General features: G+C 67.8%; 23 protein-coding genes. 16 read left to right on the forward strand and 7 right to left on the reverse strand.

Translation table 11 applies throughout. From position 1 onward, the window contains the following. Positions 1–179 precede the first annotated feature (179 nt). The 3 genes from ACKY0X_RS01695 to ACKY0X_RS01705 all read right to left on the reverse strand — a co-directional run bounded on the left by ACKY0X_RS01695 (position 180) and on the right by ACKY0X_RS01705 (position 2,543). Positions 180–749 carry a hypothetical protein gene (locus tag ACKY0X_RS01695; protein WP_409428053.1) on the reverse strand — a complete coding sequence of 190 codons (570 nt, stop codon included), beginning with the start codon at positions 747–749 and terminating at the stop codon, positions 180–182. Positions 750–863: 114 nt separating this feature from the next. After that, entirely contained in the window at positions 864–1,046 is a 183-nt protein-coding gene (locus ACKY0X_RS01700; RefSeq protein WP_409428054.1) for a hypothetical protein, read from the reverse strand. Positions 1,047–1,061: 15 nt separating this feature from the next. Then, on the reverse strand, positions 1,062–2,543 hold the full coding sequence (locus ACKY0X_RS01705) for an amino acid permease (protein WP_409428055.1): 1,482 nt from the start codon (positions 2,541–2,543) through the stop codon (positions 1,062–1,064). A 954-nt stretch (positions 2,544–3,497) separates the two neighbouring features. Here ACKY0X_RS01705 and ACKY0X_RS01710 point away from each other — a divergent pair. The 8 genes from ACKY0X_RS01710 (at position 3,498) to ACKY0X_RS01745 (ending at position 13,576) form a co-directional block, all read left to right on the forward strand. Beyond that, positions 3,498–6,368 (forward strand): hypothetical protein, encoded by a 2,871-nt coding sequence (locus tag ACKY0X_RS01710; RefSeq protein WP_409429779.1) that lies wholly within the window; start codon positions 3,498–3,500, stop codon positions 6,366–6,368. Positions 6,369–6,463: 95 nt separating this feature from the next. After that, positions 6,464–6,892 carry an MmcQ/YjbR family DNA-binding protein gene (locus tag ACKY0X_RS01715; RefSeq protein ID WP_409428056.1) on the forward strand — a complete coding sequence of 143 codons (429 nt, stop codon included), beginning with the start codon at positions 6,464–6,466 and terminating at the stop codon, positions 6,890–6,892. Continuing rightward, on the forward strand, positions 6,889–8,052 hold the full coding sequence (locus ACKY0X_RS01720) for an FAD-dependent oxidoreductase (protein ID WP_409428057.1): 1,164 nt from the start codon (positions 6,889–6,891) through the stop codon (positions 8,050–8,052). Before ACKY0X_RS01715 ends, ACKY0X_RS01720 begins: the two co-directional genes overlap by 4 nt. Further along, positions 8,049–9,323: a cytochrome P450 gene (locus ACKY0X_RS01725; RefSeq protein WP_409428058.1), complete on the forward strand. Its 1,275-nt coding sequence runs from the start codon at positions 8,049–8,051 to the stop codon at positions 9,321–9,323. Before ACKY0X_RS01720 ends, ACKY0X_RS01725 begins: the two co-directional genes overlap by 4 nt. A 190-nt stretch (positions 9,324–9,513) precedes the next feature. Next, a complete protein-coding gene (gene dnaK / locus ACKY0X_RS01730; RefSeq protein WP_065042167.1) occupies positions 9,514–11,364 on the forward strand; it encodes a molecular chaperone DnaK in 1,851 nt (616 codons plus the stop codon). Continuing rightward, positions 11,361–11,990, forward strand: coding sequence for a nucleotide exchange factor GrpE (grpE, locus tag ACKY0X_RS01735; RefSeq protein ID WP_409428059.1), 630 nt, complete (start codon positions 11,361–11,363; stop codon positions 11,988–11,990). Before dnaK ends, grpE begins: the two co-directional genes overlap by 4 nt. 21 nt (positions 11,991–12,011) lie before the next feature. Beyond that, positions 12,012–13,208 carry a molecular chaperone DnaJ gene (gene dnaJ, locus ACKY0X_RS01740; RefSeq protein ID WP_409428060.1) on the forward strand — a complete coding sequence of 399 codons (1,197 nt, stop codon included), beginning with the start codon at positions 12,012–12,014 and terminating at the stop codon, positions 13,206–13,208. Continuing rightward, the gene (locus tag ACKY0X_RS01745) at positions 13,205–13,576 is read left to right on the forward strand and encodes a heat shock protein transcriptional repressor HspR (protein ID WP_409428061.1); all 372 of its coding nucleotides are present in this window, start codon (positions 13,205–13,207) and stop codon (positions 13,574–13,576) included. Before dnaJ ends, ACKY0X_RS01745 begins: the two co-directional genes overlap by 4 nt. Positions 13,577–13,680: 104 nt before the next feature. Here ACKY0X_RS01745 and ACKY0X_RS01750 read toward each other — a convergent pair whose 3' ends face one another. Genes ACKY0X_RS01750 through ACKY0X_RS01760 form a run of 3 tightly spaced genes read right to left on the reverse strand, consistent with a single transcriptional unit; the run spans position 13,681 to position 16,461 of the window. Next, positions 13,681–14,583, reverse strand: a complete 903-nt coding sequence (locus ACKY0X_RS01750) for an aldose 1-epimerase (RefSeq protein WP_409428062.1) — start codon at positions 14,581–14,583, stop codon at positions 13,681–13,683. 3 nt (positions 14,584–14,586) lie between these two features. After that, complete coding sequence (locus tag ACKY0X_RS01755) at positions 14,587–15,753, reverse strand: FAD-binding oxidoreductase (RefSeq protein ID WP_409428063.1); 1,167 nt, start codon at positions 15,751–15,753, stop codon at positions 14,587–14,589. Between the two features lie 36 nt (positions 15,754–15,789). Continuing rightward, entirely contained in the window at positions 15,790–16,461 is a 672-nt protein-coding gene (locus ACKY0X_RS01760; RefSeq protein ID WP_409428064.1) for a GAP family protein, read from the reverse strand. A 109-nt stretch (positions 16,462–16,570) separates the two neighbouring features. Between ACKY0X_RS01760 and ACKY0X_RS01765 the strand changes: the two genes are divergently transcribed. Further along, a complete protein-coding gene (locus ACKY0X_RS01765; protein WP_409428065.1) occupies positions 16,571–17,047 on the forward strand; it encodes a hypothetical protein in 477 nt (158 codons plus the stop codon). On the opposite strand, the gene ACKY0X_RS01770 is transcribed toward ACKY0X_RS01765, so the two are convergent. Further along, positions 17,036–17,659: a TetR/AcrR family transcriptional regulator gene (locus ACKY0X_RS01770; RefSeq protein WP_409428066.1), complete on the reverse strand. Its 624-nt coding sequence runs from the start codon at positions 17,657–17,659 to the stop codon at positions 17,036–17,038. The two genes, ACKY0X_RS01765 and ACKY0X_RS01770, sit on opposite strands and share 12 nt — an antisense overlap. A gap of 95 nt (positions 17,660–17,754) precedes the next feature. On the opposite strand from ACKY0X_RS01770, the gene ACKY0X_RS01775 reads away from it, so the two are divergent. The 7 genes from ACKY0X_RS01775 to pyrE all read left to right on the forward strand — a co-directional run bounded on the left by ACKY0X_RS01775 (position 17,755) and on the right by pyrE (position 26,280). After that, positions 17,755–18,525, forward strand: coding sequence for a nuclear transport factor 2 family protein (locus tag ACKY0X_RS01775; protein WP_409428067.1), 771 nt, complete (start codon positions 17,755–17,757; stop codon positions 18,523–18,525). Positions 18,526–18,653: 128 nt separating this feature from the next. Further along, positions 18,654–21,200 (forward strand): ATP-dependent chaperone ClpB, encoded by a 2,547-nt coding sequence (gene clpB, locus ACKY0X_RS01780; protein ID WP_046284511.1) that lies wholly within the window; start codon positions 18,654–18,656, stop codon positions 21,198–21,200. Between the two features lie 159 nt (positions 21,201–21,359). After that, positions 21,360–22,595 carry a PecA family PE domain-processing aspartic protease gene (locus tag ACKY0X_RS01785; protein ID WP_409428068.1) on the forward strand — a complete coding sequence of 412 codons (1,236 nt, stop codon included), beginning with the start codon at positions 21,360–21,362 and terminating at the stop codon, positions 22,593–22,595. Positions 22,596–22,754: 159 nt separating this feature from the next. Beyond that, positions 22,755–23,966 carry a PecA family PE domain-processing aspartic protease gene (locus tag ACKY0X_RS01790; protein ID WP_409428069.1) on the forward strand — a complete coding sequence of 404 codons (1,212 nt, stop codon included), beginning with the start codon at positions 22,755–22,757 and terminating at the stop codon, positions 23,964–23,966. Between the two features lie 72 nt (positions 23,967–24,038). Continuing rightward, positions 24,039–24,923 carry a trehalose monomycolate transport factor TtfA gene (ttfA, locus tag ACKY0X_RS01795; protein ID WP_409428070.1) on the forward strand — a complete coding sequence of 295 codons (885 nt, stop codon included), beginning with the start codon at positions 24,039–24,041 and terminating at the stop codon, positions 24,921–24,923. A 45-nt stretch (positions 24,924–24,968) separates the two neighbouring features. Next, positions 24,969–25,745: an SDR family NAD(P)-dependent oxidoreductase gene (locus ACKY0X_RS01800; protein ID WP_409428071.1), complete on the forward strand. Its 777-nt coding sequence runs from the start codon at positions 24,969–24,971 to the stop codon at positions 25,743–25,745. Then, positions 25,732–26,280, forward strand: a complete 549-nt coding sequence (pyrE, locus tag ACKY0X_RS01805) for an orotate phosphoribosyltransferase (RefSeq protein WP_409428072.1) — start codon at positions 25,732–25,734, stop codon at positions 26,278–26,280. The genes ACKY0X_RS01800 and pyrE overlap by 14 nt, the downstream gene beginning before the upstream one ends. Positions 26,281–26,287: the final 7 nt, after the last annotated feature.

Here is a 26,287-nt window from a genome sequence, read left to right on the forward strand (position 1 = left end):
CCCCGGGTTGGAGGGCCCGAACGGGGCCGGAGGGGGGCCGGGGGGCTGCGGGCCGCGTTGACCGTAGGGCATGGACCGTGTTTGGTCCTCGCTGGGTTTGCCGGAGCCGTCCGAAGATCCGAAGCGCGCCATTTCACCGATCGTATCGGAAAGTTCTGGCCGGCGACTGGGGCGAAAAATCAGAAGGTATCGACGTTGTCGACGCTGACCAGCATGCCGTGGCCGGTACGGTCGTTGGTGAACCGTGTGCCGTTGATATCGGCGTTGATCGTCCAGCCTTGCGCCTGGTAGGTGAGGTAGTCGATGGTGACGACCGGGATATCGCCCAGGTTGCCCAACACCCACTGCACGGTGCCCTCGGCGCTGACACTGACGCCGTTGGCGTGCTGTCCGTCCTTGAGGGGCGTGTTGGTGAACTGCGCTTCACAGTCGACCTGTGGTGACGAGATCTGGCAGCGCGTCCGGCCGGATTTCGTTTCGATGAAGACGTAGCCGTTGTCGTCGGGCGGCAGCGGGATGGCGTCGGCAGGCCGGTTGGGTGTGGCTGGCTTGGTGGGGCTGGTCGGACTCGGTGGACTCGGCGGCGCGGTACTGGTGCGTGGTGGCCGGAAGGACGGCTCCGGTGGTCCTCCGCCGGGTGCGGCGGTCGGGTGACCGTCGACGGTGGTGCTGCAACCTGTCAGCAGCAGCCCGGCCGCCAGCGTCAGCTGTCCTGCCGTCCTGCGCTTCGACTGGTCTGGCACCCGCACTGATTCCCCCGCTGACATATGTTGCGGCCCAGCGTACGCATGCAGTGACTTCAGTGGCTGTAGTGACGCGCGGTACTACCGGTGCGACGTCCGGCGCTCGGGAGGGGCCTGCGGTCAGGACAGGTCACGGAAGGCCAGCGCGGTACCGGCGACCGCCGTCACCGCGGCGAGCGCATAACCGACCAGCGACCACCAGCCGGCGTGCAGGTAGGCGGTGACAGTCACGAGCGCGATGGCGCAGAAGACCAGCACCATTCCATACAGCGGGGGCTTGGCTGCGTAACGGTTGCGGGCCATAGGTTTTCGGGCCTTCTACTCGTCGCGATCCGGCTGCAGGGCCACAGCCGATATCTGTCCGGGAGGTGTCTCGGCGAGTGCGGCCGCGGCCTGCACCCGTCCGCGCACCAGATACCAGCCGATGATCAGTGCCGGCGTACCGATGAGCAACACTCCCCACACGAACGGGCCGCTGCGGTGATCGAACAGCATCAGGACCAGCACGCCGGCCAGGAACGCCAACGTCACATATCCGCTGTAGGGCGCCAGCGGCATCCGGAACGACGGCCGTTTCAGCACCCCGGCATTGGCCAGCCGGAGCAACCGCAGTTGGCAGGCCACGATGGTCGCCCATGCCGCCATGACTCCGACCGCGGCGATGTTGAGCACGATCTCGAAGGCTTGTCCTGGTCGCAGCGCGTTGAGAAGGACGCCCAGCAGGCCGACGCCGCTGGTCAGCAGGATGCCGCCGTAGGGCACCCCGTTCTTCGAGATCTTGGCGGTGAACGCCGGGCCGCTGCCGTTGACCGCCATCGAGCGCAGGATCCGGCCGGTGGAGTAGAGCCCGGCGTTGAGGCTGGAGAACGCGGCGGTCAGCACCACCAGGTTCATCAGACTGCCTGCGCCGGTGAAACCGACCTTGGAGAAGAACGTGACGAAGGGGCTCTGGTGCTCCTTGAAAGCGGTGTAGGGCAGCAGCAGTGCCAGCAGCACTACCGAGCCCACGTAGAAGATCGCGATGCGGGCCACCACCGAGTTGATCGCCCGCGGCATGACCTTCTCGGGGTTCGGGGTTTCGCCGGCGGCGGTGCCGACCAGTTCGACTCCGGCATAGGAGAACACCACTCCGGAGGTCACCAACACCAGCGGGAGCAGGCCGGTCGGCAAGAGTCCACCGTTCTCGGTCAAAAGGTGCAGGCCGGTCTCCTGGCCGTCGACCCGGTATCGGCCGCCCAGGAAGATGGTGCCGACCACCAGGAACGTCAGCAGCGCGAGAACCTTGATCAGCGCGGCCCAGAACTCCAGCTCCCCGAAGAGCTTCACCGAGATCAGGTTCATCGACAGCACCGCCAACAGGGCGATCAGGGCCAGCGTCCACTGTGGGATCACCTCGAACAGGTGCCAGTAGTGGAAGTAGCTGGCGATCGCGGTGGTGTCGACGATGCCGGTCATCGACCAGTTCAGGAAGTACAGCCACCCCGCGACGTAGGCGGTTTTCTCGCCGAAGAATTCGCGAGCGTACGAGACGAACGATCCCGGCGACGGCCGGTGCAGCACCAGCTCGCCGAGCGCGCGCAGGATGAGGAAGGCAAAGGCGCCGCAGATCGCGTAGACGATGAACAGGGCCGGCCCGGCCGAGGCGAGCCGGCCGCCGGCGCCAAGGAACAGTCCCGTCCCGATGGCTCCGCCCAGGGCGATCATCTGCAGCTGCCGCGGGGCTAGGTCCTTGTGGTAGCCCTCGTTCTCACGGGTCAGTGCAGCGGGGGGAGCAAGGTGGGAATTGGGGGCGTGTGCCATCGCGCTATTTACCGTGCCTGTCGTCGTGAGGTTCGTGCCATGGTGTCAGAGGCTGGCACGCGTAGGCCAGCTTTGACGTTCGCGACGCTCAGGTTTGTCACAGCATATTTCCCCCGCGGCTGTTGTTTCCTGGGTGTCAATATTAGCGATACGCCCTGTTTAATTCCGGGTAGCGCGGCCTATTTCCGCGATGATCCGCCAACCGCCGAGGCGTTATACCATTGTGAGACAAGGCAGTCGATGGTAGCCGCTGCAGGTCTAATTTCCGCGTAAAACAACCATCGTTGCAAATATTGCGACTGTATTTATCCTTTTTGTTAGCTGTTGATCACATGTGTGATATCTAATCCATTCGTCGGTATGTGAGTCAGATCAACATTGCTCCCCACAGCAGGAGGTACGTCGGTGCAGCGTCGCGTCGGTAGCGGGTCCGGACGTCCAGTCAAGCCGGGGCGGGGGCGTCGCGGTGCGGCTGCTAGCAGTGCCGTGGCCGCGTTTCTGGCGTTCGGGGTGGCGCCGCTGGCCACGGGGCCGGTTGCGCAGGCCGACCCGGACCTGTTCGGGTGGATCGAAGACCTGACGAGTGCCGACGTCGGAGGCGCCGCGAGCGCGCCCGCCGACTGGCTGGAGTCGTTGCAGGCCTTCGATCTGGCGGCAGCCGCCGGCTACCACGACGACTTCTATCTGGCTTTGCACGCCGCGTTCGATGACTTCGTCAGCCAGAACGCGCAGCTGGTGGACCTGCTCAATCAGCCCTTTGTGGCCTTGTTCGGTCGGGGTCTGATCGGTGACGGGCTGGACGGGTTCGATCAGGCCAACACCTCGCTGTTGGGCGGGTCGGGGTGGTTCGGGAACCTGGGTGACGGCGGCTTCCTCTTCGGCGACGGCGGCAGCGGGGCGGCCGGGGTGGCCGGGGTCGCTGGTGGGGTCGGCGGTGTCGGCGGTGCGGCCGGAATGTTCGGCAACGGTGGTGTCGGTGGCGATGGTGCTGCCGGGGCTGCAGGTGGTGCGGGCGGCAGCGGTGGCTGGCTGTTCGGTGATGGCGGTGCCGGTGGTCGCGGTGGCGACTCGACCGATGTGGCGCTGGTGGGTGGTCTCGGGGGTGCCGGTGGCGCGGCCGGATTCCTGTTCGGATTCGGTGGCACAGGCGGCGCCGGTGGAGCCGGCGCCGACGGAGCGGCCGGGTCGGCAAGTGGCGCCGGGGCTCAAGGTGGCGTGGGCGGCAACGGCGGCGTCGGCGGGCGCGCCGGAATCCTCGTCGGGCTCGGTGGCAACGGCGGTGTCGGCGGTGCCGGTGGCGCGGGCGGACGGGGCGGCGACGGCGCTGACGGACAGGACAGTCTCGATGGTGTCGGTGCCGCCGGCATGTCCGGTGGCGACGGTGGCAACGGTGGTGCTGCCGGCGCCGGTGGTGCTGGTGGCACCGGTGGGCACCTGGGCGCCGGTGGCAGTGGTGGCGCCGGGGGTGCGGCGGGTGTTGCGGGTCAAGGTGGTGCCGGTGGGCGCGGTGGCGACGGTGACCTCGGTGGTGGCAACGGCGGTGCCGGTGGCGTCGGCGGCGAACTTGGCACGTCCGGCGACGGTGGTGGCGGGGGCGAGAAGTTCTTCGACGTGCTCTCGGCCAACACCGTCCAGGCCGGGGCCACGGGTGCCACGCCGAACGTGGCTGGAGGTGCCGGCGGCGCGGGAGGTGCCGGTGGTGCCGGCACCGGCCAGTTGGTCGACGGTACGGGTGCGGCCGGTGGCAATGGTGGCGCCGGCGGTGCGGGCGGCAGCCACGGCAATGGCGGTGCCGGCGGCGATGGCGGTAGCGGGGCGGACGGAGTCCGCGGCAGCGCTGCGGACGGCAGTGATCTGTCCAAGCCGGCTGGGGCGGGGGAAGTCGGCGGGCGCGGCGGCACCGGTGGTGCCGGGGGTGCTGGCGGCTCGCTGGCCGGAAATGGTGGTACCGGTGGCAACGGCGGAACCGGGGGCGTCGGTGGCGACGGCGGATCAGGCGCCGAGGGCGCGGCCGCCCGTGTCGCTGGCGGTGTCGGTGATGCCGGCGGCAATGGTGGCGCGGGCGGCAATGGTGGTGCTGGCGGCGGCGGTGGTGCCGGGGGCAGCGCTACCAACGGTGCGGCGGGCGCCAATGGCGACGGCGGCGTTGGCGGTGCCGGTGGTGATGCCGGTGTAGGTGGCAATGGTGGTGCGGGCGGTCATGGGGATGCGGCGCATCCCGATGGCGGTGCCGGTGGTCGCGGCGGCGATGCCGGTGCGGTCGGTGCCGGCGGTGTCGGCGGGGCGGCCGGTAGCGGCGGTGTGGCCGGTTCCGGGGTAACAGGCCAAGACGGTGCGGCTGGCACAGCCGTAACCGGTGTCGGCAATGGCGGTCGTGGCGGTGATGGCTATGACGCGGCAACAGATTCCGCCGCGGCGGCCGGTGCGGCCGGTGGCAACGGTGGTGCCGGCGGCGCGGGCGGCAGCCACGGCAATGGCGGTGCCGGCGGCAACGGCGGTGACGGTAAAGACGGCATCGGCGGAGCTGCCGGAGGCAAGAGTGGTGTCGACGCGGGCACCGGCGGGCGTGGCGGCGCCGGTGGTGACGGCGGGTCGACTGCGGGCAACGGTGGGGCCGGCGGCAACGGTGGGGGCGGCGGCAACGGGGCGAACGGAGCCGCCGGCGGCGCAGGCGGCAGCGGCGCGAACGGAACCGGCGGCGGTGACGGCAGTTCCGGCGGCAATGGCGGCGCCGGTGGTTCCGGCGGGAATGCGGCCCACGGAGCGGGCGGTGCCGGCGGCGTAGGTGGCGCGGCCGGCAACGCCGGCAACGGCGGCAACGGCGGGCGCGGCGGCGACGGGATCGATGCCGTTGGAGCCGATCAAGGCGGCAACGGGGGCGCCGGTGGTGACGGCGGCGATCGCGGGACCGCCGGTGCTGGCGGCACTGGCGGCGCCGGTGCCGGCGAAACCCATGCCGCCACCGGTGCAGACGGCGCCGACGCGACCACCGGTGGGGACGGCGGTGCCGGCGGCCGCGGCGGCAACGGCTCCACCACGTACGGCACCTACTCGCCGAACGGCGGTAACGGCGGTGACGGCGGCGACTCCGGTGTGATCGGCAACGGCGGCGCCGGCGGTGATGGCGGTACCGCCGGCTATGGCTACGGCGACGGTGCGCTGCCCAACGGCGGACGGGGTGGCAACGGCGGTGACGCCAGCGGGGCCGGCCAAATCGCCGGTGCCGGCGGAAACGGGGGTGGGGGTGGCAGCCCCAGCGCGGTCTATTCCGGTGACGGCCACAACGGTGGCGACGGTGGCGACGGCGGTAACGGCACCAACGGCGCCGCCGGCAATGTCGGCGGCAACGGCGGCACGGGAGCCGCCCACTACGGCCCAGGTGCGCACGGTGGTGCCGGCGGCAAGGGTGGCAGCGATGGCACCGCTCCGGGCGGCACCGGTGGAGCCGGCGGCGCCGGCGGGGTGCGCGACACGCAGGGCGGCTTATACGGCGGAATCGGCGGTGGTGGTGGCGGCGGCGGTGGCGGCGGTGTCGGTGCGGCCGGTAACGCCGGTGGCGTCGGAGGTGCCGGCGGTGCCGGCGGCGATGTCGACCACAGTGGTAAGGGCGGCAGCGATCTGCCCAACAGTGTTGGGGGTACCGGAGGTACGGGAGGCGCCGGCGGCACGTCGGGTTCGAACGGCAACGGTGCAGGTGGCGCGGGCGGTGCAGGTGGCTCCGCCAGCGGTATCGGCAAGGTCGGGGGGCCGGGTGGCAACGGCAGCGCTGGTGGCGCCGATGGCACACCCGGCAGCCCTGGCACGCCCGGGACCCCGGCCTCCTAGCGCAGGCCGGTTCGTCGACGCCCCTACGCCGATCCGATGGACCCGGTCGAGCGGATCGAGCGCCTGCTGTTCGATGGGTGACTACGGTTGCGGTTATGGCCGATCGACCCGCGCGAGTCGCAGACGTGCACGAGATTGCCGCGTCGATGCCCCATGCCACCAGAATCGAAGGGCCGAAAGGCAATTCGATCTATCAGGTAGGCGGCAAGTCGTTCGTGTTCTTCCGTACCCCGCGGCCCGACGCCAAGGACCCCGCTACGGGTGAGCCCTACCCCGATGTCATCGTGATCTGGGTCGAATCCGACGCCGACAAACAGGCCCTCATCCAAGACCCCACAACACCGTTCTTCAGTACCGATCATTTCAACGGTCATCTGTCCGTTCTGGTTCGGGAGGCAGACCTGCACGCGATCAGCAAGAGCGAACTGGCCGAAGTGGTCCAGGATGCCTGGCTGTCTCGAGCCTCGAATAGACGGCGGGCGGCCTGGCTGGCTGCCCACGGCACCGACGGTCCGGCCCGATGAGCAAGCGAATCGGCGTGGTGGGGGCGGGCATCGCCGGGCTGGCGACCGCGATCGGGCTGCAGCGTCGCGGTCACGAGGTCACCGTTGTCGAACAACGGGCCGACACCTCATCGGGCGCCGGCATCAGCATCTGGCCTAATGCCCTGGCCGCCCTGGATCGCCTCGGCCTGGGCGAAGAGGTCCGTGCGGCGGGCGGCCGGATTACCGCGGGCGCGGCGCGCTGGTACGACGGGTCGTGGCTGCGCCGTCCCGCGGCCGAACGGATGGTCCGGGCCCTGGGTGAACCGCTGGTGGTGGTGCAGCGCTCGGTGCTTCGCGACATCCTCGCCGAAGCGCTGGCGTCGGGCAGCCTGCACTACGGGCTGGCCGCCACGGACGTGACGATGGTGGGAGACCGTGTAGCGCTACAACTTTCGGATGGCACGGTCAGTACATTCGATGCTGTCGTGGGCGCCGACGGCATCCATTCGGTGCTGGCTCGCCACCTCAACGGCCCGCTGCGCCGGCGCTACGTCGGCTACACCGCCTGGCGTGGAATCGCTGCCTACGCCCTGGATCCCGACCTGGCGGGCGAGACTATGGGGCCTGGAATCGAAACCGGGCACGTGCCGATGGCACCGGATCTGACCTACTGGTTTGCCACCGAGCGGGTCCGCGAGGGACAACGAGCGCCCGAGGGGGAACTGGCCTACCTGCGGGCCAAGTTCGCCCATTGGTGCGAGCCCATCCCGAGCATGCTGGCCGCGACCTCACCCGCCGACGTGTTGCGCGACGACCTCTACGACCGCGAGCCCGCCCGGCACTGGGCGCGCGGCCCAATCGTGCTGGTCGGCGACGCGGCCCACCCCATGCGTCCGCATCTGGGCCAGGGCGGCTGCCAGGGCCTGGAAGACGCCGCCATCCTGGCTGAATTCGTCGACCAGGCACCCGATCTGCCCACCGCCTTCGCCCGCTTCGTCGCCTTCCGTCGGCCGCGGGTAGCCCCGTTGGTCCGGGAGTCGGCGTGGTTCGGGAAAGTCGTCAACGCGCGGCCCGGCTTCCTCAGCGCCGCCGCCAGCCGCGCCACCGGTCTGATTCCAGAAACACTGCTGATGCGGCACCTGGCAACGATCGCCGCAGGGTCGGCGTTTGTGCTGCCGGCGGCGGGAGTGTCGCGATGAGACCAGGGTTGTGGCTTCGGTGGGCACTGCTGCAGGGATTTCCACGCGCTTTTCTTGCAGTGCAGGCGCGGCGCGGCGACCCGATGGCACGCTTGCTCATCGGCCCAGTGCGTGGCGGCGACCCGGAACCGCTGACCGAACAGATCCGTGCGCGTGGCCGATTGACGCGCACGCCGTTCGTCTCGGTGACGGCCGACCATGAGCTGTGCCGGACAATCCTGCGTGACGACAGGTTCGGAGCGAGTAATCCGGCCAACATCAATCTGCCCAAAACGACTCGCTGGTTGATCGCCCGAACGGACCCGGGGCTGCCGAATCCCGCTGAGCCGCCCTCGATGCTGGTAGTCGATCCGCCCGATCACACGCGTTACCGGCGCGCGGTGGTCCGCGCGTTTACGCCTCGTGCGATCGACAAGTTGCGGACCCGGATCGTCGAGATCACCCATGAGCTGCTGGATCGTATGGAGTCGGCAGCGCGCCCGGATCTGATCACCGACTTCGCGGGACCATTACCGGCGTTGATCATCGCCGAGATTCTCGGAATCCCCGAGGAACAGCGGTCACAGATGCTCGACCGGGGTGACCGTGGCGCACCGTTGCTCGATATCGGGGTGTCGTGGAGCACCTTTCGATGTGCCATGCAGTCCCTGCGGGAAAACGATCACGAGTTCAGCGACCACATCGAACGGTTGCGCACCAACCCCGGTGACGACATCTACAGCCAGATCATCCGCGACGGGGACCTCGACCGACGCGAACTGGGGGTGACGGCACTGCTGCTCGCCGGCGCGGGCTTCGAGACCACCATCAACCTGATCGGCAACGCGATCGTGCTGCTGCTGCGCCACCGAGAACAGTTGGCGAAACTACGCGAGGACCCCCAGTTGTGGCCGGGGGCCGTCGAGGAAGTCCTGCGCTTCGACAGCCCCGTGCAGATGACGTCGCGTAACGCCCTCTGCGACCTCGAGCTTGCGGGATACGACGTCGCCGCGGGCGAAACGGTGGCACTTCTACTGGCTGGCGCCAACCGCGACCCCGGCGTCTTCGATGATCCCGGCCGATTCGACGTCACCCGGGCCAACGCCAAAGAACATCTGTCCTTCAGCAGCGGGATCCACGCCTGCCTCGGCGCCAACCTGGCCCGCATGGAAGCCACCATCGCGCTGCAAGCGCTGTTCGAACGGTTCCCCGACCTGCAGCTCGACGGACCCCCGACGCCTCGCGGGCTGGCCACCCTGCATGGCTTCCGGCACATCCCGGCCACCACCTGAGCACCGCCGCGGTGCCGCCGGCCGGCGCAGGATGCCGGCGCGGGAACAAACCGCGAAGCCGGCCCGTTGACCCCTTCGACAAGTTGAGTCACAAGCACTCAAGTCTGGGTTGACAGCCAAGCCGCCGAAGGAGCATCCTTGAGCGCAGTCCGCTCAGACTAGGGATATCGTCTACCAGGGAGGAACCACAATGGCTCGTGCGGTCGGAATCGACCTCGGGACCACCAACTCGTGCGTCGCAGTGCTGGAGGGCGGCGACCCCGTCGTCGTAGCCAACTCGGAGGGTTCGCGCACCACCCCATCGGTCGTCGCGTTCGCCCGCAACGGCGAAGTGCTGGTCGGCCAGCCCGCCAAGAACCAGGCGGTCACCAACGTCGACCGCACCATCCGCTCGGTCAAGCGCCACATCGGCAGCGACTGGAAAGTCGAGATCGACGGCAAGGACTACACCGCGCAGGAGATCAGCGCCCGCGTGCTGATGAAGCTCAAGCGCGACGCCGAGGCCTACCTCGGTGAGGACATCACCGACGCGGTAATCACCGTGCCCGCCTACTTCAATGACGCCCAGCGTCAGGCCACCAAGGAAGCCGGCCAGATCGCCGGCCTCAACGTGCTGCGCATCGTCAACGAGCCGACCGCGGCCGCGCTGGCCTACGGCCTGGACAAGGGTCACAAAGAGCAGACCATCCTGGTCTTCGACCTCGGCGGCGGCACCTTCGACGTCTCCCTGCTGGAGATCGGTGAGGGCGTGGTCGAGGTGCGGGCCACCTCCGGTGACAACCACCTCGGTGGCGACGACTGGGACGACCGGGTCGTCGACTGGCTGGTCGACAAGTTCAAGGGCACGTCGGGCATCGACCTGACCAAGGACAAGATGGCCATGCAGCGGCTGCGTGAAGCGGCCGAGAAGGCCAAGATCGAGCTGTCGAGCTCGCAGAGCACCTCGATCAACCTGCCCTACATCACCGTCGACGCCGACAAGAACCCGCTGTTCCTCGACGAGCAGCTGACTCGTTCGGAGTTCCAGAAGATCACCCAGGATCTGCTGGACCGCACCCGCAAGCCGTTCCAGTCGGTGATCAAGGACGCCGGTATCTCGGTGTCGGAGATCGACCACGTGGTGCTCGTCGGTGGTTCCACCCGGATGCCCGCGGTCACCGAACTGGTCAAGGAACTGACCGGTGGCCAGGAGCCCAACAAGGGCGTCAACCCCGATGAAGTTGTCGCCGTGGGTGCCGCGCTGCAGGCCGGCGTGCTCAAGGGCGAGGTGAAAGACGTTCTGCTGCTTGATGTCACCCCGCTGTCGCTTGGTATCGAGACCAAGGGCGGCGTGATGACCAAGCTGATCGAGCGCAACACCACCATCCCGACCAAGCGCAGCGAGACCTTCACCACCGCCGACGACAACCAGCCGTCGGTGCAGATCCAGGTCTTCCAGGGTGAGCGCGAGATCGCCTCGCATAACAAGCTGCTCGGCTCGTTCGAGCTCACCGGCATCCCGCCGGCCCCGCGCGGTGTCCCGCAGATCGAGGTCACCTTCGACATCGACGCCAACGGCATCGTGCACGTCACCGCCAAGGACAAGGGCACCGGCAAGGAGAACACGATCAAGATCCAGGAGGGCTCCGGCCTGTCCCAGGAGGAGATCGACCGGATGATCAAGGACGCCGAGGCGCACGCCGAGGAGGACCGCAAGCGTCGCGAAGAGGCCGACGTGCGCAACCAGGCCGAGTCGCTGGTCTACCAGACGGAGAAGTTCGTCAAGGAGCAGCGTGAGGCCGAAGGTGGCTCCAAGGTTCCCGAGGACACCCTGGGCAAGGTCGACGCAGCCATCGGCGATGCCAAGAAGGCGTTGGAGGGCACCGACATCGGCGCCATCAAGACCGCGATGGAGAAGCTCGGCGTCGAGTCGCAAGCGCTGGGTCAGGCGATCTACGAGGCCACTCAGGCTGAGCAGGCCGCTAGTGACGCGGGCGGGCCGTCCGGTGGCGACGACGACGTCGTGGACGCAGAGGTGGTCGACGACGGAGACACCAAGTGAGCGAAGAAAACTCACGCGAACAGTCTCCGGAAACCATCACCGTCACCGACAAGCGGCGCATTGACCCGGAAACCGGTGAAGTGCGGGAGAGTTCCTCCGGGCCGGCCCCTAGTGGGCCGGCGCCGGAGGAGCCGGCCGCCAACGACGCTCAAGCCGCCGAGGCCGACCAGGTGGCCGAGCTGACCGCCGACCTGCAGCGGGTGCAAGCGGACTTCGCCAACTACCGCAAGCGGGCGCTGCGCGATCAGCAAGGTGTCGCGGACCGGGCCAAGGCCGCAGTGGTGACCGAATTGCTCGGGATCCTCGACGACCTGGACCGCGCTCGCAGCCACGGTGACTTGGAGGCGGGTCCGCTGAAAGCAGTGGCGGACAAGCTGACCAGCGTGCTCACCGGAATGGGCCTGACATCGTTCGGCGCCGAGGGCGACGAGTTCGACCCGTCGCTGCACGAGGCGGTCCAGCATGAGGGCGACGGGACGCACTCGGTGATCGGCACCGTCCTGCGGCAGGGCTACAAGCTCGGCGAGCAGGTCCTGCGGCACGCGATGGTCGGTGTGGTCGACACCATCCCGGACGCCGGTGCCAACGGAGCGGTTGTCGACGGCGACACTGCTGAAGAGAATTGACAGGTAAGGAGGTGACGCGGCGTGGCTCAGCGCGAATGGGTCGAAAAGGACTTCTATAAGGAGTTGGGCGTCTCCTCCGACGCCAGCGAGAAAGAGATCAAGAGCGCCTACCGCAAGTTGGCCTCCGAACTGCATCCGGACCGCAACCCCAACAATCCGGCGGCCGCCGACCGCTTCAAGGCGGTCTCCGAGGCCTACAGCGTGCTGTCCGATGAGGCCAAGCGCAAAGAGTACGACGAGACCCGTCGGCTGTTCGCCGGTGGCGGGTTCGGGCGGCGCTTCAACGGTGGCAGTGGATTCGGCGGCGGTAACTTCGATCGGTTCTCCACCGGCGGCGACGGCAACGAATTCAACCTCAACGACCTGTTCGGCGCTGCCGGGCAGACCGGTGGGGCCAACATCGGTGATCTCTTCGGCGGCCTGTTCGGGCGTGGCGCGCAGCAACGGCCCAGCCGGCCGCGGCGCGGCAACGATCTCGAGACCGACTCCGAGCTGAGCTTCCTGGAAGCCACCAAGGGCGTCGAGATGCCGTTGCGGCTGACCAGTGCCGCGCCGTGCACCAACTGTCATGGCAGCGGTGCCCGGCCAGGTACCAGCCCGCGAGTCTGCGTCTCCTGCAACGGATCCGGGGTGATCAGCAGCAACCAGGGAGCTTTCGGATTCTCGGAGCCGTGTACCGACTGCCGTGGCAGTGGGTCGATCATCGAGCACCCGTGTTCGGAGTGCAAGGGAACCGGGCGGGCAGCCCGAACCCGCACCATCAATGTGCGGATTCCCCCCGGTGTCGAAGACGGTCAACGGATTCGGCTGGCGGGCCAGGGCGAGGCCGGTTTGCGCGGCGCGCCCTCGGGTGACCTGTATGTGACGGTGCGAGTGCGCCCAGACAAGGTCTTCGGGCGCGACGGCGACGACCTGACGGTCACCATTCCGGTGAGCTTCTCCGAGCTTGCCTTGGGCACCACGCTTTCGGTCCCGACACTGGACGGCAAGGTCGGTGTGCGGGTGCCGAAGGGAACCGCCGACGGCCGGATTCTGCGGGTGCGCGGGCGCGGCGTGCCCAAGCGCGCCGGCGGAAGTGGCGACCTGCTGGTCACCGTCAAGGTCGCGGTCCCACCGAATCTGGAGGGCCAGGCGCAAGAGGCGCTCGAAGCGTATGCGGCAGCCGAGCAGGCCAGCGGGTTCGACCCGCGGGCCGGATGGGCGGGTAATCGCTCATGAGCAAATCGGACAATGCCCGCACTTTCCTGATCTCGGTGGCCGCCGAGCTGGCCGGGATGCATGCGCAGACGCTGCGGACCTACGACCGGATCGGTTTGGTGAGTCCGCAGCGCAGCTCCGGCGGCGGACGCCGCTACTCCGAACGTGACGTCGACATGCTGCGCGAGGTCCAGCGGCTTTCGCACGACGAAGGCGTCAACCTCGCCGGCATCAAGCGGATCATCGACTTGACCAACCAGGTCGAGGCGCTGCAGTCGCGGGTCAAGGAGATGGCGGCGGAGTTGGAGATGTTGCGCGCCAACCAGCGTCGCGAGATCGCGGTGGTGCCCAAGAGCACCGCCGTGGTGGTCTGGCAACCGCGCCGCTAGTAGTCCCTTCTGGCGCGAGCAGACATGAAATCCCCCTGTCTGGGCGCCAAATGGGGGCTTTCGTTGGGGGCACCTCCCGCTTGCGGGGGACCGCTCGCCGGAATCTAGCTGACTCTGATCGAGAACTGGGCTACGCCGGGCTGTCCCAACCGGGCCACCGGGTAGCCGCCGCGGCGCAGCGCGTCGGTGGGTGCGGCCATGGGCTCGAAGCAGACCACGTCTTCGGTGGCCGGCGCATAGATCTGCGCCGCCGGATAGCCCTGGTCGAACTGCACCTCGATGCGCCGACCGCCGCCGGAGACTGCGAACACCGCTCCGGGTGCCACCTCGTCGAAACCATGGTCGAACACGGTGTCGCCCAACAATTCTGTCGACGCCGGGTGCGGCGCGAGCGCGCCGGTGGGGATGTTGTGTGCGTCGACGATCCGGGACCGCATCGTCGGGGTCTCGATGTGCCATTGCTCCCTGGGCGTGTCGGGAAGCCAAAGGTAGGGGTGAAAGCCGAAGCACAGCGGCACGGCTGTCTCGCTGGTGGCGGTGACCGTGGTGCGCACCGTCAAGGTGCGGTCCGCCAGTGTGATGGCCAGCTCCAGCAGGTGCGGGAACGGGAACGTCGCCAGCAGATCCGGTCGGGCTCCGAAGTCGAGTTCCGCGGTCAACGCCGATGCCGATCGCGCGCTCACCCGCCAACCGGCATCCCCGGCCAGGGTGCCGTGGATGGGGGCGCCGTATTCGTCGGCGTGCACCCCGCCGACCCCAGGAGTAAGCGTTACCTTCGTGGTATCTACCTGGTAGTCGTTGCCGCTCAAGCGATTCGCCCACGGATATAGCAGCGGAATGCCCATGGTCTTCTGCTCGGCAACGTAGGCGGGCACGCCCCGGCGCTGGCCGAGCAGTTCCACGCCGTCGTCGCACAATGACGTCCCGATCATCCCCGCGCCAGGAACAAACGTCGCCGTCAGCGACGATGTCGGATCTATCAACTCGCAGGGCTCGAGATCAGTCACTTCTCACTCCGACAAGGGGTCGTGTTGAATGCGTTGTGGGGGAGCCCCTTTGGCGATAAGCGCCGCCACGGTAGTTCGCGTCATCTCCGGCCCGCCACAGACCAGGATCTGGCGGTCACCCCAGCTGCCGTAGCCGGTGACCACCTCCGCCAACCGTCCGGTCTGCCGCACATGCAAGCCGCGTGGTGGGGTTACGTCGGGATAGTCGGCGGCCCATTCCGGGTCGCGTGCGTAGTCCGACACCGGGGTCACCGACAGCCACGGGTTGTGTGCGGCGATCTGCCACAGCGTGGGCAGGTCGTAGAGCTCGCAGGGATAGCGGCCACCGAAGAACAGGTGCACCCGCGGATTCACGCCCCAGCGGGTCAGGTCCATGATGATCGCCCGCAGCGGGGCCAGGCCGGTGCTGCCGGCCACCATCAGCACATCACCGGCATCGCGATCGACATGCAGTCCGCCGTGGGGACTGGACAGCCGCCACCGGTCACCGGGCCGGGTTTCGTTGACGATCGCGGTGCTGACCAGGCCGGCCGGGACTGCCCGGACGTGAAATTCGATGGCACCGGTCTCGTCGGCGGGCATGCTCGGGCTCAAGTAGCGCCATGACCGCGGGCACTGCGGCACCTCGACTTTGACGTATTGGCCGGGGTGATAAGGCAGCGGTTGGTCCAGCTGGATCCGGACGACGGCGAGGTCGCGGGAGACCCGCAGGTGCTCGACGACGGTGCCGTCCCACCATGCCGGGCCCTCTTCGGCATCGGCGGCGCCGCCCATCACCCCGATGATCAGATTCACCGCCTCGCGGGCCGCGTCGTCGACGGCTGCGGTCCAGCTGTCGGCTAACTCGTCACGCAGGGTGGCCAGCAGCGCTTGGCCTACGACGTTGTAATGACGTTGCGTCACACCGTACTTGCGGTGGTCACGGCCCAGTTGGGCTAGAAGCGCTACGGGTTCCTGCGCCCGTTGGTCGATGAACTCGCCGAGCACCCAGCTCATGGCATGCGCGAAAGCGGCCCGTTGGGTGGTCAGGTCGGCGGGGAACAGGTCACGCACCGACGGGTCGGTGCCGAACCATCGGGTGAAGAACTGGGCGACTACGCCGGAACCGTCGGACGGCACGGCAAACGCGTCGTGCAGCACGCGCAGCGCGTCGCGATCGTCCAATCCCACGGCCGCGATCTTAATGCGGGCCGGCGGCGACCCCGGCTATAGCGCGTGAATCCCGTTGTAGACCACCATCGCACCAATGAGTACCAGGATGACTGCGACCAGCGCGGCGTGCTGCTGCTCCATCCAGTTCTTGAGCCGGTTCAGCGCCGGGTCCAGGCGGTCGCTGGCCGCCAGGTAGCCCAGAATCGGGATCAGGACCGAGGATGCGGCCAGGAGGACGAAAAATATGGCCGCCGGCCAACTGTCCTCTCTACCCAGGCCAGCGCTGCCGATGGCCAGTCCGGCCGCTGCGCACATGAACAGCACTTCCGGTCGAATCACGGCCAGCGCCGCGGCCGTCAGGCCAGCGCGCAGCGGGGACATCGAGGTGAATGAGCGCATCCAGCGCGGCATCTCGCCGTGCCCGTGCCGGGTCACCCACCGGTAGACGCCGAACCCGATCAGCACCGCACCGACGACAATACGCAACCACGATGCCCAGGTCGGCGGCGTCGTGTGTAAGCCGCCCAGCAGTCCGGATACGGCGATGAAGGCGGCGGTCAGTGCCGCCAGGCCCACCAGCCAACCGAGGAGGAAGGCCAGTCCGGTCTCGCGTGGGCGCGCGGTGTGCAGCACCAGCACGGCCGGGATGACGGTGATAGGTGAGAGCGCCACCACCAGCGCGAGCGGGATCAACGCCGTCCACACCGAAGCCAGGCTGGTCGTCATAGCAGCACCGTAGCCGACTGGATGGCACGGACCGGGCCGCGCAGAGCGCCGTCCTTGCTAGATACCTATACGGGGTATAGGTTCGCAGAAATACCTACGAAGGGCGGACATGTCACCCACGTCAGAATGTCGCGACCGGCCCCGTTGGAGCAGGCCCACCGGACGCCGGTTCGGGGCGGCGGGAGTTGTTGCGGCGCTGACCTGCACGCTGGCCTGTTGCCTGCCGGCGATCCTGGTGGCGCTTGGCGTCGGGGCGTCGGCCGCGGCCGGCGCGGGCCACGCTGGACACGGCACCGGCGGATCTTCCGGGTGGTTCGCCACGCTGCTCGATGTGCTACACCGGATCAGTCCTGTGCTGCTGATCGTGTCGATCGTGCTCGTCACGGTGGCGTTCGCGCTGCGGCGTCGTGCGGCAGTGCTGCCGGCGCTGATCGCCGGTGTGGTGCTCTACCTCAGCGTGCACGGGCAGGGTGATCCCGCCGTGATGTATGCGGGGATGGCGCTGGGCTACGGCGCCTGGATCGCGTTGTACCTGTGGACACGTCCACGGCGCGATGCCGGCTCATGCCAGAAGTCAACGCTGTGACGGGCTTGCCAGGCTCAGCTCGGCGCGCACCAGGTCGGCCGCGAACTTCACCAGTTCGGCACGGCTGACGCGCAGACGGCCATCGGCCCAATCGAGAACCAGCGTGGTGAGCGCTCCGGACAGTGCGCTGGCACTCATGGCTTGTGCGGCGGTGACGGGAGAAGAATTGCCGATGCCGGATGGGCCGATCAGGGCACCCAGCAGTCCGGGCAGGATGTCGGCGCGATGATCGGCCAACAGGCTGCTGGACTGCGGCTCCCGCAGCAGGATTCGTAGCCGACGTGGATCTTCCTCGAAATAGGCTGTCGCCCTGTCGAGTGCCACGCTGATCGGCGCCGCTTTGCCTGCGACGCCGGCCATGGTGGCGAGCAGCTCGGCATTGCACCGGTCGTACACGGCCAGGATCAGCTCGTCTGTGTCGCTGAAGCTTTCATAGAAGTAACGAAGGCTGAGCCCGGCGTCGCGGCACGCCGCGCGCATAGTGACGCCGGCCGTGCCCCCGGTGCCCAGCAGCTCCACCCCCGCCTCGATCAGCTGAGCCCGACGTGCCTGGGACCGGACATCGTGGGTCTGGCCGCGCCACACCCGCGGCGCCCGTTGGCCGCCACCCATGTGCACCTCCGAATCGTGGGGAAGCTTGAGGATACGTTCCTGTGACTGCTTACATAGAGGAATCAGGCGATTCCAGTTGGCCGGAGGGTTGGGATATGTTCGACGAAGCGCGATTTCGCGAGGCCATCGCCAAGCCGAGGCTGCGCCAGCCGTTGCCGGAATATCTTCCCGGCAACCGGGCGGGCGGGATAGGCGACGGGTTGGCGGGCGGGAGGGCGAAGGTGCTCACCGAGTCTGAGCTCAACGCCATGACGCAGCAGTGGTTCGTCGACCTGGACCGCAAGATCGCCCACTACGCCGACCGCGGGATCGACGTAGCCTTCGCGGCCGAATGGGCCAAAAAGTATTGGTGGAGTTGGCTGATGCGGGACATGTCGCTCAATCACGAGCTCTACACCCCGGACCTGCGCTACAAGGACCCCACCACCTTCGGCCGGATCATCGTGGGGCTCGAAGAATTCGAGCGCTACAACTTCTCGTTCCTCGACGCCATCCCGGACTGGCGCTACGACCCGCTGCCCGGGCAGGTCTATATCGACGTCACGCCGGAGGGCGAGACCCGGGTCATCGTTCGTTACATCGGCAGCGGGCACTTCAGCGGCACGCTGCGCTTCTACCCCTACGACGAGTCGGCCCCGGCCATCCACGGCGTCGGTACCTTCGTGCAGTGCACCGCGGTCGACCGGTACCACTTCAACGCCGACGGACTGATGTATGAGGGCGAGACGCTGTTCGACTTGCTCGATGCCACCCAGTCGGCCGGCGTGCTGCCGTCGGATGACAGTTGGCTGTTCCGGGCCCTGATGGGCGCCTCCCGGCTGCCCCGATTGGTGCAGAACGCGCGCCGCACGCTGCGCCTGGGCTGAAGCGGACCGCTACCCGGCAAGAAAAATAGACTTGAGCGGAACAGACTCAACCTTGACGACGTTGGACAACACGACAAGCATTTTTGGCGGGCCCGTGTAGGCCCGCTCTGACCCCGAATGGAGGTGTCGTGGACTCGTTCAACCCGACCACCAAGACGCAGGCAGCTCTGACCGCGGCTTTGCAGACGGCCACCGCCGCCGGCAACCCTGAAATCCGGCCTGCCCATCTGCTGCAGGCCCTGCTTACCCAGAACGACGGGATCGCTGCGCCGCTGCTGGAGGCGGTCGGGGTGAACCCGGCGACAGTCCGCGACGAAGCCCAGCGTCTGATTGATCTTGCGCCGCAGGTCACCAGCTCCAACGCGCAGCCGCAGTTGTCCCGCGACTCCCTGGCCGCGATTACCGTGGCCCAGCAGCTGGCCACCGAACTCGACGACGAGTACGTCTCGACCGAGCACCTGATGGTGGGATTGGCGACCGGCGACTCCGATGTCGCCAAGCTGCTGACCGGCCACGGTGCTTCGCCGCAAGCGTTGCGGGAGGCGTTCGTCAAGGTGCGCGGCAGCGCTCGGGTAACCAGCCCCGACCCGGAGGCCAGCTACCAGGCGTTGGAGAAGTACTCCACCGATCTGACCGCGCGAGCCCGTGAGGGCAAGCTGGACCCGGTGATCGGTCGTGACACCGAGATCCGCCGAGTGGTACAGGTTTTGAGCCGGCGCACCAAGAACAACCCGGTGCTCATCGGTGAGCCCGGCGTCGGCAAGACCGCGATCGTCGAGGGCCTGGCCCAGCGCATTGTCGCCGGCGACGTCCCCGACAGCCTGCGCGACAAGACCGTCGTCAGCCTGGATCTGGGCTCGATGGTGGCCGGCGCCAAGTACCGCGGCGAGTTCGAGGAACGCCTCAAGGCCGTGCTGGACGAGATCAAAGACTCTGCCGGGCAGATCATCACGTTCATCGACGAGCTGCACACCATCGTGGGCGCCGGTGCCACCGGTGAGGGCGCGATGGACGCCGGCAACATGATCAAGCCGATGCTGGCGCGCGGTGAACTGCGGTTGGTCGGCGCCACCACGCTGGAGGAGTACCGCAAGTACATCGAGAAGGATGCTGCCCTGGAGCGTCGTTTCCAGCAGGTCTACGTCGGCGAACCATCGGCCGAAGACACCATCGGCATCCTGCGTGGACTCAAGGACCGCTACGAGGTGCACCACGGTGTGCGCATCACCGACTCCGCGCTCGTGGCTGCCGCCACTCTTTCCGACCGCTACATCACCGCAAGGTTCTTGCCGGACAAGGCGATTGACCTGGTGGATGAGGCCGCGTCGCGGCTGCGGATGGAGATCGACTCGCGGCCCGTGGAGATCGACGAGGTCGAGCGACTCGTTCGCCGGCTGGAAATCGAAGAGATGGCGCTGAGCAAGGAATCCGACGACGCGTCCAAGGACCGGTTGGAGAAGCTGCGCAGCGAGCTCGCCGATTACAAGGAGAAGCTGGCGCAGCTGACGACCCGGTGGCAGAACGAGAAGGGTGCCATCGACATCGTCCGTGAGCTCAAGGAGCAACTGGAAGCGCTGCGCGGCGAGTCCGACCGGGCCGAACGTGACGGCGACCTGGCCAAGGCAGCCGAGCTGCGCTACGGCCGCATTCCCGAGGTGGAGAAGAAACTCGAAGCGGCACTGCCCAACGCGCAGGCCCGTGAAGACGTCATGCTCAAGGAAGAGGTCGGACCCGACGACATCGCCGATGTGGTGAGCGCCTGGACCGGCATCCCGGCCGGCCGGCTGCTGGAAGGCGAGACCGCCAAGCTGCTGCGCATGGAAGAGGAGCTGGGCAAGCGGGTCGTCGGGCAACGCAAGCCCGTGCAAGCCGTCTCGGATGCGGTGCGGCGTAGCCGGGCCGGGGTCGCCGACCCCAACCGGCCGACCGGCTCGTTCCTGTTCCTGGGCCCCACCGGCGTGGGCAAGACCGAGCTGGCCAAGGCGCTGGCCGACTTCCTGTTCGACGACGAACGGGCCATGGTCCGCATCGACATGAGCGAGTACGGCGAGAAGCACTCGGTGGCTCGCCTCGTCGGTGCGCCTCCGGGCTACGTCGGCTACGACCAGGGCGGTCAGCTGACCGAGGCGGTGCGCCGCCGGCCCTACACCGTGGTGCTGTTCGACGAGGTGGAGAAGGCCCACCCGGACGTGTTCGACGTGCTGCTGCAGGTCCTCGACGAGGGCCGGCTCACCGACGGCCAGGGCCGCACGGTGGACTTCCGCAACACGATCCTGATCCTGACCTCCAACCTGGGGTCCGGTGGGACCGAGGAGCAGGTGATGGCCGCGGTGCGGGCGGCGTTCAAGCCGGAGTTCATCAACCGGCTCGACGATGTGCTGATCTTCGAGGGCCTCAACCCCGAGGAACTGGTGCAGATCGTCGACATCCAGCTGCAGCAGTTGGCCAAGCGGCTGGCGCAGCGACGGCTGACCATCGAGGTGTCGCTGGAGGCCAAGAAGTGGTTGGCCCACCGCGGATTCGACCCGGTCTACGGGGCGCGTCCACTGCGCCGGTTGATCCAACAGGCCATCGGCGACCAGTTGGCCAAGATGTTGCTGGCCGGTGAGGTGCACGACGGTGACATCGTGCCGATCAACATCAGCGCGGACGGCGAGTCGCTGGTCCTGGGCTGAGACTTCCCTCACGGCAAGGCCCCTCGGAAGCAGTTCCGGGGGCCTTGTCGTCGGCCGGCGCTCCTTTGCGGATGCGGTGTTGAAGCTGATCGGTTAGCCTAACCATTACTGAGAAATTCCGGTGTATTCCTGCGCCGTTATTCATCCGGAGGGGTAGCTATGTCAGCTCGTCGCCATCGCCTGGTGGGCGCCGTCGGTGCCGTGGGAGCGGTCCTGGCGCTGGGCGCACCCGCCCCGGCCGCTCAGGCTGACTGGGACGACCTGTTCCAGCCCATCATCGACGCGATCAGCTGGGTCGACCCGGGCCTCGCCGCAGACACCGACCCGGGTTCTGCGCTGTCCTCGCTGGACACCCTGTTCAACGGCTGGTACCAGGACCTCATTTACAGCCCGCTCAACAGCATCGCGCCGTGGCTGTTCGGCGACGGTCTTCCTGGCAGTGCCGTTGCCTACGGCCCCGACAGTGACAACCTTCCCGACAGCTTCACCGTCCCGTTGGAGGTCAATCTCAACACCCAACCGGTGATCAACGTCTCGGTGGGCGGGGGCTCGCAGACCGAGGTGCTGGTCGACACCGGCGCCGCCGGGCTGGTCATCCCGATCTGGAACATCAACCCGTTCGGCATCACCGGCTTGCCCACCGGTTTCAACATCGGCCAATTCGGCGGTGCGTTGAACTACTTCTATCTGGAGCTGCCCACCACGGTCACCTTCACCGGTGAGAACGGCGACACCCTTACCGCCGACACCACGGTGGATGCGGTGCTGTTCGCGTTCCCGGCGGACTTCAGCCTCACGGGCGCGTGGTCCATTGAGAGCTACCTGGCCGGCTCGTCCACCGGGATCTTGGGCATCGGACCCAACGCGCTCGGACCTACTCCCGACCACATTCCGACCGCCGATCTGCCGGGCAATCTCGGTAACGGCGTGCTGATCGACCAGCCGGGCGGCAGGTTGGTCTTCGGGGACAATCCGTTGGAGGGTGGAACCGTGATCCAGGGCGCACCGTGGACCCTCACCAATGTCAGTGACCTGAAGGTGAGCATCAACGGTGAGGCGCCCACGTCGGTCAAGGCGGTGATCGACTCCGGCGGTGTGTACGGCACCATGCCGTCCTCGGTGCTCAACGCTGCGGGCGTAACTCCGATCGACGGAAAGTTGCCCAACGGCACGGAGATCTCCGTCTACACCAAGGACGGCACGCTGTTGTACGAGTACAAAGTCGACTCGACGCTCCCGGCGCCAACTGATGACGCCACTCGCAGCCCGATCGTGGTCGGCGGAAACAACATGAACACCGGCAACTGGCTCTTCGGCCAGCAACCGGTCTACATCTCCTACACCCCGGACGGCATTGGGCGGACCATCATCGGTGGCACCCCCATCGAACCCTGATGAGCTAAGGAGCCAGAGCGCCCGTTAGACGGCCCAAAGCGATTTTTGGCGCTTTCTTGGCTAAATCCCCTGGTGGTCTGCGCCCCTGAGTGGGTTAGCTGACCGCGGTTGGTTACGGCTCAGCGGATGTCCGTGACCTCATGCGGGGAGGTTTCGCAGATGGCAGCTCGTCGACGCATGATCGGCGCGACCGCGGCGGTCGGGGCGTTTGTCGCGCTGGGCACACCCACGCCGACGGCCCACGCCGACATCGATGATCTGTTCCAGCCCGTCATCGACGCCCTCAGCGCGTTCGATCCCGGCGTCGCTGCCGACACCGACCCGGGCTTGGCTCTGGCCTCGCTGGACACCATGTTCGACGGTTGGTATCAGAATCTCGTCAACACCCCGATCAACGATCTCGACCAGTGGATCTTCGGTGGGGCCGCCGACGCGAGCGTGGCCGGCAGTGCCGCCGCTTCCGGCTCAGACGTCACCACCCCGGACAGCTTCACCATTCCGCTGCAGGTCAACAGCGGCACCGAACCGGTGGTGAACGTCTCGGTGGGTGGCGGCCCGGAGTCGTCGGTGCTGGTCGACACTGGCTCGGCGGGTCTGGTCATGCCGATCTGGGACATCAACCCGTTCGGGATCACCGGCCTGCCCACCAGCATCAACATCGGTCAGTTCGGCAATGCGGTGGACTACGTCTACGCCGAACTGCCCACCACGGTCACGTTCACCGACGCCGCCGGCGCCACGGTCACCACCGGCACGACCGATGTCGATGCCGTGTTGTTCTCTTTCCCGGTCAGCCTTTCGGCACTGTTCACCGGCTGGAACATCAGCTCTTACCTCGGCGATAACGCCGACGGTGTCTTAGGCATCGGGGCGAACGCAGTCGGACCGACGCCCGACAGCATCCCGACCACGGCGCTGCCCGGTGCGCTCGGCGACGGCGTCCTGATCGACCAGAAGGACGGCGCCCTGACATTCGGCGCCGATCCGCTGACCGGCGGAGTCACGGTCGACGGCTCGCCGAACTCGACGCTGTACGTGTCGTTCGACGGCGGCAAGACCGCCGGCCCGGTCGGTTCAATCATGGATTCCGGTGGGGTGAACGGGACGATCCCGGCAAGCCTGACCAACGGAAGCGCCGGGGACGTTCTGGCCGCCGGCCAGCAGGTCAGCGTGTACTCGGGCGACCCCACCAAGGGCGGTACGCTGCTGTACGACTACACGGTCAACTCGGACTCTTCCAACCGTCCGGCGATCGTGTCGGGCGCCTCGATGAACACCGGCAATTGGCTGTTCCAGCAGAACGAGGTGTACGTCTCGACGAGCGGCGACGGGTCCATGCACATCGTTCCAAACAACGTCGTGACGCCCTAGCTTCGCGGTGATACAGGGTTGTGACCTGAGGACATTCGTCGATCACGGCCGAGAACAGATACGCTAGGCGCAATGGTCCCGCTCTGGTTCACGCTGTCCGCGCTCTGCTTTGTCGGCGCGGCGGTATTGCTGTACGTGGACATCGACCAGCGGCGCGGTCGCAGCCGGCGCCGTAAGTCCTGGGCACGTTCGCACGGCTTCGACTTCGAGCCGGAATCCGCCGAGATCCTGCACCGCTGGAAGCGCGGCGTGATGTCGACGGTCGGCGAGGCGCCGGTGCGCAACGTCGTACTCGGCCAGATCCGCGGCGAGGCCGTCTACATCTTTGACTTGGACGAAGTGGCGACGGTGATCGCCCTGCACCGCAAAGTCAGCACCAACGTCGTCGTCGATGTGCGGCTCAAGGGGCTCAAGGAGCCGCGGGAGAACGACATCTGGCTGCTCGGTGCGATCGGCCCGCGGATGGTGTACTCCACCAACCTGGATGCGGCGCGGCGGGCCTGCGACCGGCGGATGGTCACGTTCGCCCACACCGCCCCGGACTGCGCCGAGATCATGTGGAACGAGGCGAACTGGACCCTGGTGAGCATGCCCATCACCAGCACCCGCGCCCAGTGGGACGAGGGCCTGCGCAGCGTTCGCCAATTCAACGACCTGCTCCGGGTGCTGCCGCCGAGCCCCCGGCGCCAGCCCGCCGAAGCCGCGGCCGCCGCAACGGGGCGCCGCAACGGCCAACCCAGCCGTCCGCTGGGTTCGTCGGGCGCAGCTGAGGCCGCGGACGAGAGCGAGGCCGAGCAGCTCCCGTCGGCGACGCGAGCAGCTGCGCCGGCGCCGGGCAACGCCTCCGCGGCCGCCGAACCGCAGCAGCGCCGCCGCAGCAGCCGGGAGAGTTCCTCCGACGTGCTGCACGCGCCCGGCGGTCGCAACGGTCGGCAGACCGCGCACTATCAGCGCTGACATCCGACGACGGTTGGCACCAGCGGCTTCGTTACGCTGACGGGCATGTCTCGCCCCGTTGCCGTGGTCACCGGGCCCACCTCGGGGTTGGGTGCCGGCTATGCCCGCCGCTACGCCGCCGACGGCTATGACCTGGTCCTGGTCTCCCGAGACGTCGAACGCCTGGAGGCGCTGGCAATCGAACTGCGGGGCAGCCACGGCGGAGCCGTCGAGGTGCTGCCCGCCGACCTGGCCGACGCCGCCGGCCGCGCCAAAGTCGCCGAGCGGCTGCGCGCCGGGGTGCGGGTGTTGGTCAACAATGCCGGGTTCGGCACGTCCGGGGAGTTCTGGACTGCCGACCCCGCCCTGCTGCAGTCGCAACTGGACGTCAACGTCACCGCGGTGATGCAGCTGACCCGCGCCGCGCTGCCCGCGATGGTCGAGGCGGGTGCCGGCACCGTGATCAACATCGCCAGCGTCGCCGGGCTGCTATCCGGACGCGGTTCGACCTACTCGGCGTCCAAGGCCTGGGTGGTGTCGTTCACCGAAGGACTGGCCGGCGGCCTGCACGGCACCGGCGTCGGCATCCACGTCGTCTGCCCGGGATACGTCCACACCGAGTTTCACGAGCGCGCCGGAATCGATATGGCCACCTTGCCGTCCTTCATGTGGATGGAGGTCGACGACGTGGTCGCGGCCAGCCTGGCCGACATCGCCCGCGGCGAGGTGGTCAGCGTTCCGGGCCTGCAGTACAAGGCATTGACCACCGTGAGTCGACTGATTCCGCGCGGGCTGTCGCGCACGCTGACCAACACATTCGGGAGGGGCCGTGGCCGCACTTAACAACGACGAACGCGATGAGCTCGCCGCGCTGGTGCGCGAGCTGTCGGTGGTGCACGGCCGCGTGACGCTGTCTTCCGGGGCCGAAGCCGACTACTACGTCGACCTTCGCCGTTCCACATTGCACCACCGCGCCGGTGCGCTGATCGGGCGGCTGGTCCGCCAACTCACCGACGACTGGGACTACGCGGCCGTAGGCGGCCTGACGCTGGGCGCAGACCCGGTGGCGACCGCCGTCATGCACGCTCCGGGACGCCCGATCGACGCGTTCGTGGTGCGCAAATCGGTGAAAGCCCATGGCATGCAACGTCTTATTGAAGGATTCGACGTCGCCGACCAACCGGTTCTGGTGGTGGAGGACACCAGCACCACCGGCGGGTCGGCGCTGACCGCGGTGCGCGCCGTGCGGGAGGCCGGCGGCAAGGTGGTCGGAGTCGTCACCGTAGTCGACCGTGCCACCGGCGCGGCCGAGGCCATCGAGGCCGAGGGCGTGCCGTATCGCAGTGTGCTCGGCCTGGCCGAGCTGGGCCTGGACTGAACTCCCG

This window comes from Mycobacterium sp. SMC-11 (assembly GCF_046250095.1).
Taxonomy (GTDB): Bacteria; Actinomycetota; Actinomycetes; order Mycobacteriales; family Mycobacteriaceae; genus Mycobacterium; species Mycobacterium heraklionense_A.

What these genes read in the sequence shown, in the direction of transcription:
- ACKY0X_RS01700 (WP_409428054.1), bottom strand. Translation starts at nt 1,046, where the DNA reads ATGGCCCGCAACCGTTACGCAGCCAAGCCCCCGCTGTATGGAATGGTG.
- ACKY0X_RS01800 (WP_409428071.1), top strand. Translation starts at nt 24,969, where the DNA reads ATGTCTCGCCCCGTTGCCGTGGTCACCGGGCCCACCTCGGGGTTGGGT.
- ACKY0X_RS01745 (WP_409428061.1), top strand. Translation starts at nt 13,205, where the DNA reads ATGAGCAAATCGGACAATGCCCGCACTTTCCTGATCTCGGTGGCCGCC.
- dnaK (WP_065042167.1), top strand. Translation starts at nt 9,514, where the DNA reads ATGGCTCGTGCGGTCGGAATCGACCTCGGGACCACCAACTCGTGCGTC.
- ACKY0X_RS01770 (WP_409428066.1), bottom strand. Translation starts at nt 17,659, where the DNA reads ATGGGTGGCGGCCAACGGGCGCCGCGGGTGTGGCGCGGCCAGACCCAC.
- ttfA (WP_409428070.1), top strand. Translation starts at nt 24,039, where the DNA reads ATGGTCCCGCTCTGGTTCACGCTGTCCGCGCTCTGCTTTGTCGGCGCG.
- ACKY0X_RS01775 (WP_409428067.1), top strand. Translation starts at nt 17,755, where the DNA reads ATGTTCGACGAAGCGCGATTTCGCGAGGCCATCGCCAAGCCGAGGCTG.
- ACKY0X_RS01715 (WP_409428056.1), top strand. Translation starts at nt 6,464, where the DNA reads ATGGCCGATCGACCCGCGCGAGTCGCAGACGTGCACGAGATTGCCGCG.
- ACKY0X_RS01760 (WP_409428064.1), bottom strand. Translation starts at nt 16,461, where the DNA reads ATGACGACCAGCCTGGCTTCGGTGTGGACGGCGTTGATCCCGCTCGCG.
- ACKY0X_RS01725 (WP_409428058.1), top strand. Translation starts at nt 8,049, where the DNA reads ATGAGACCAGGGTTGTGGCTTCGGTGGGCACTGCTGCAGGGATTTCCA.
- ACKY0X_RS01720 (WP_409428057.1), top strand. Translation starts at nt 6,889, where the DNA reads ATGAGCAAGCGAATCGGCGTGGTGGGGGCGGGCATCGCCGGGCTGGCG.
- ACKY0X_RS01705 (WP_409428055.1), bottom strand. Translation starts at nt 2,543, where the DNA reads ATGGCACACGCCCCCAATTCCCACCTTGCTCCCCCCGCTGCACTGACC.
- ACKY0X_RS01710 (WP_409429779.1), top strand. Translation starts at nt 3,498, where the DNA reads ATGTTCGGCAACGGTGGTGTCGGTGGCGATGGTGCTGCCGGGGCTGCA.
- ACKY0X_RS01790 (WP_409428069.1), top strand. Translation starts at nt 22,755, where the DNA reads ATGGCAGCTCGTCGACGCATGATCGGCGCGACCGCGGCGGTCGGGGCG.
- ACKY0X_RS01785 (WP_409428068.1), top strand. Translation starts at nt 21,360, where the DNA reads ATGTCAGCTCGTCGCCATCGCCTGGTGGGCGCCGTCGGTGCCGTGGGA.
- ACKY0X_RS01765 (WP_409428065.1), top strand. Translation starts at nt 16,571, where the DNA reads ATGTCACCCACGTCAGAATGTCGCGACCGGCCCCGTTGGAGCAGGCCC.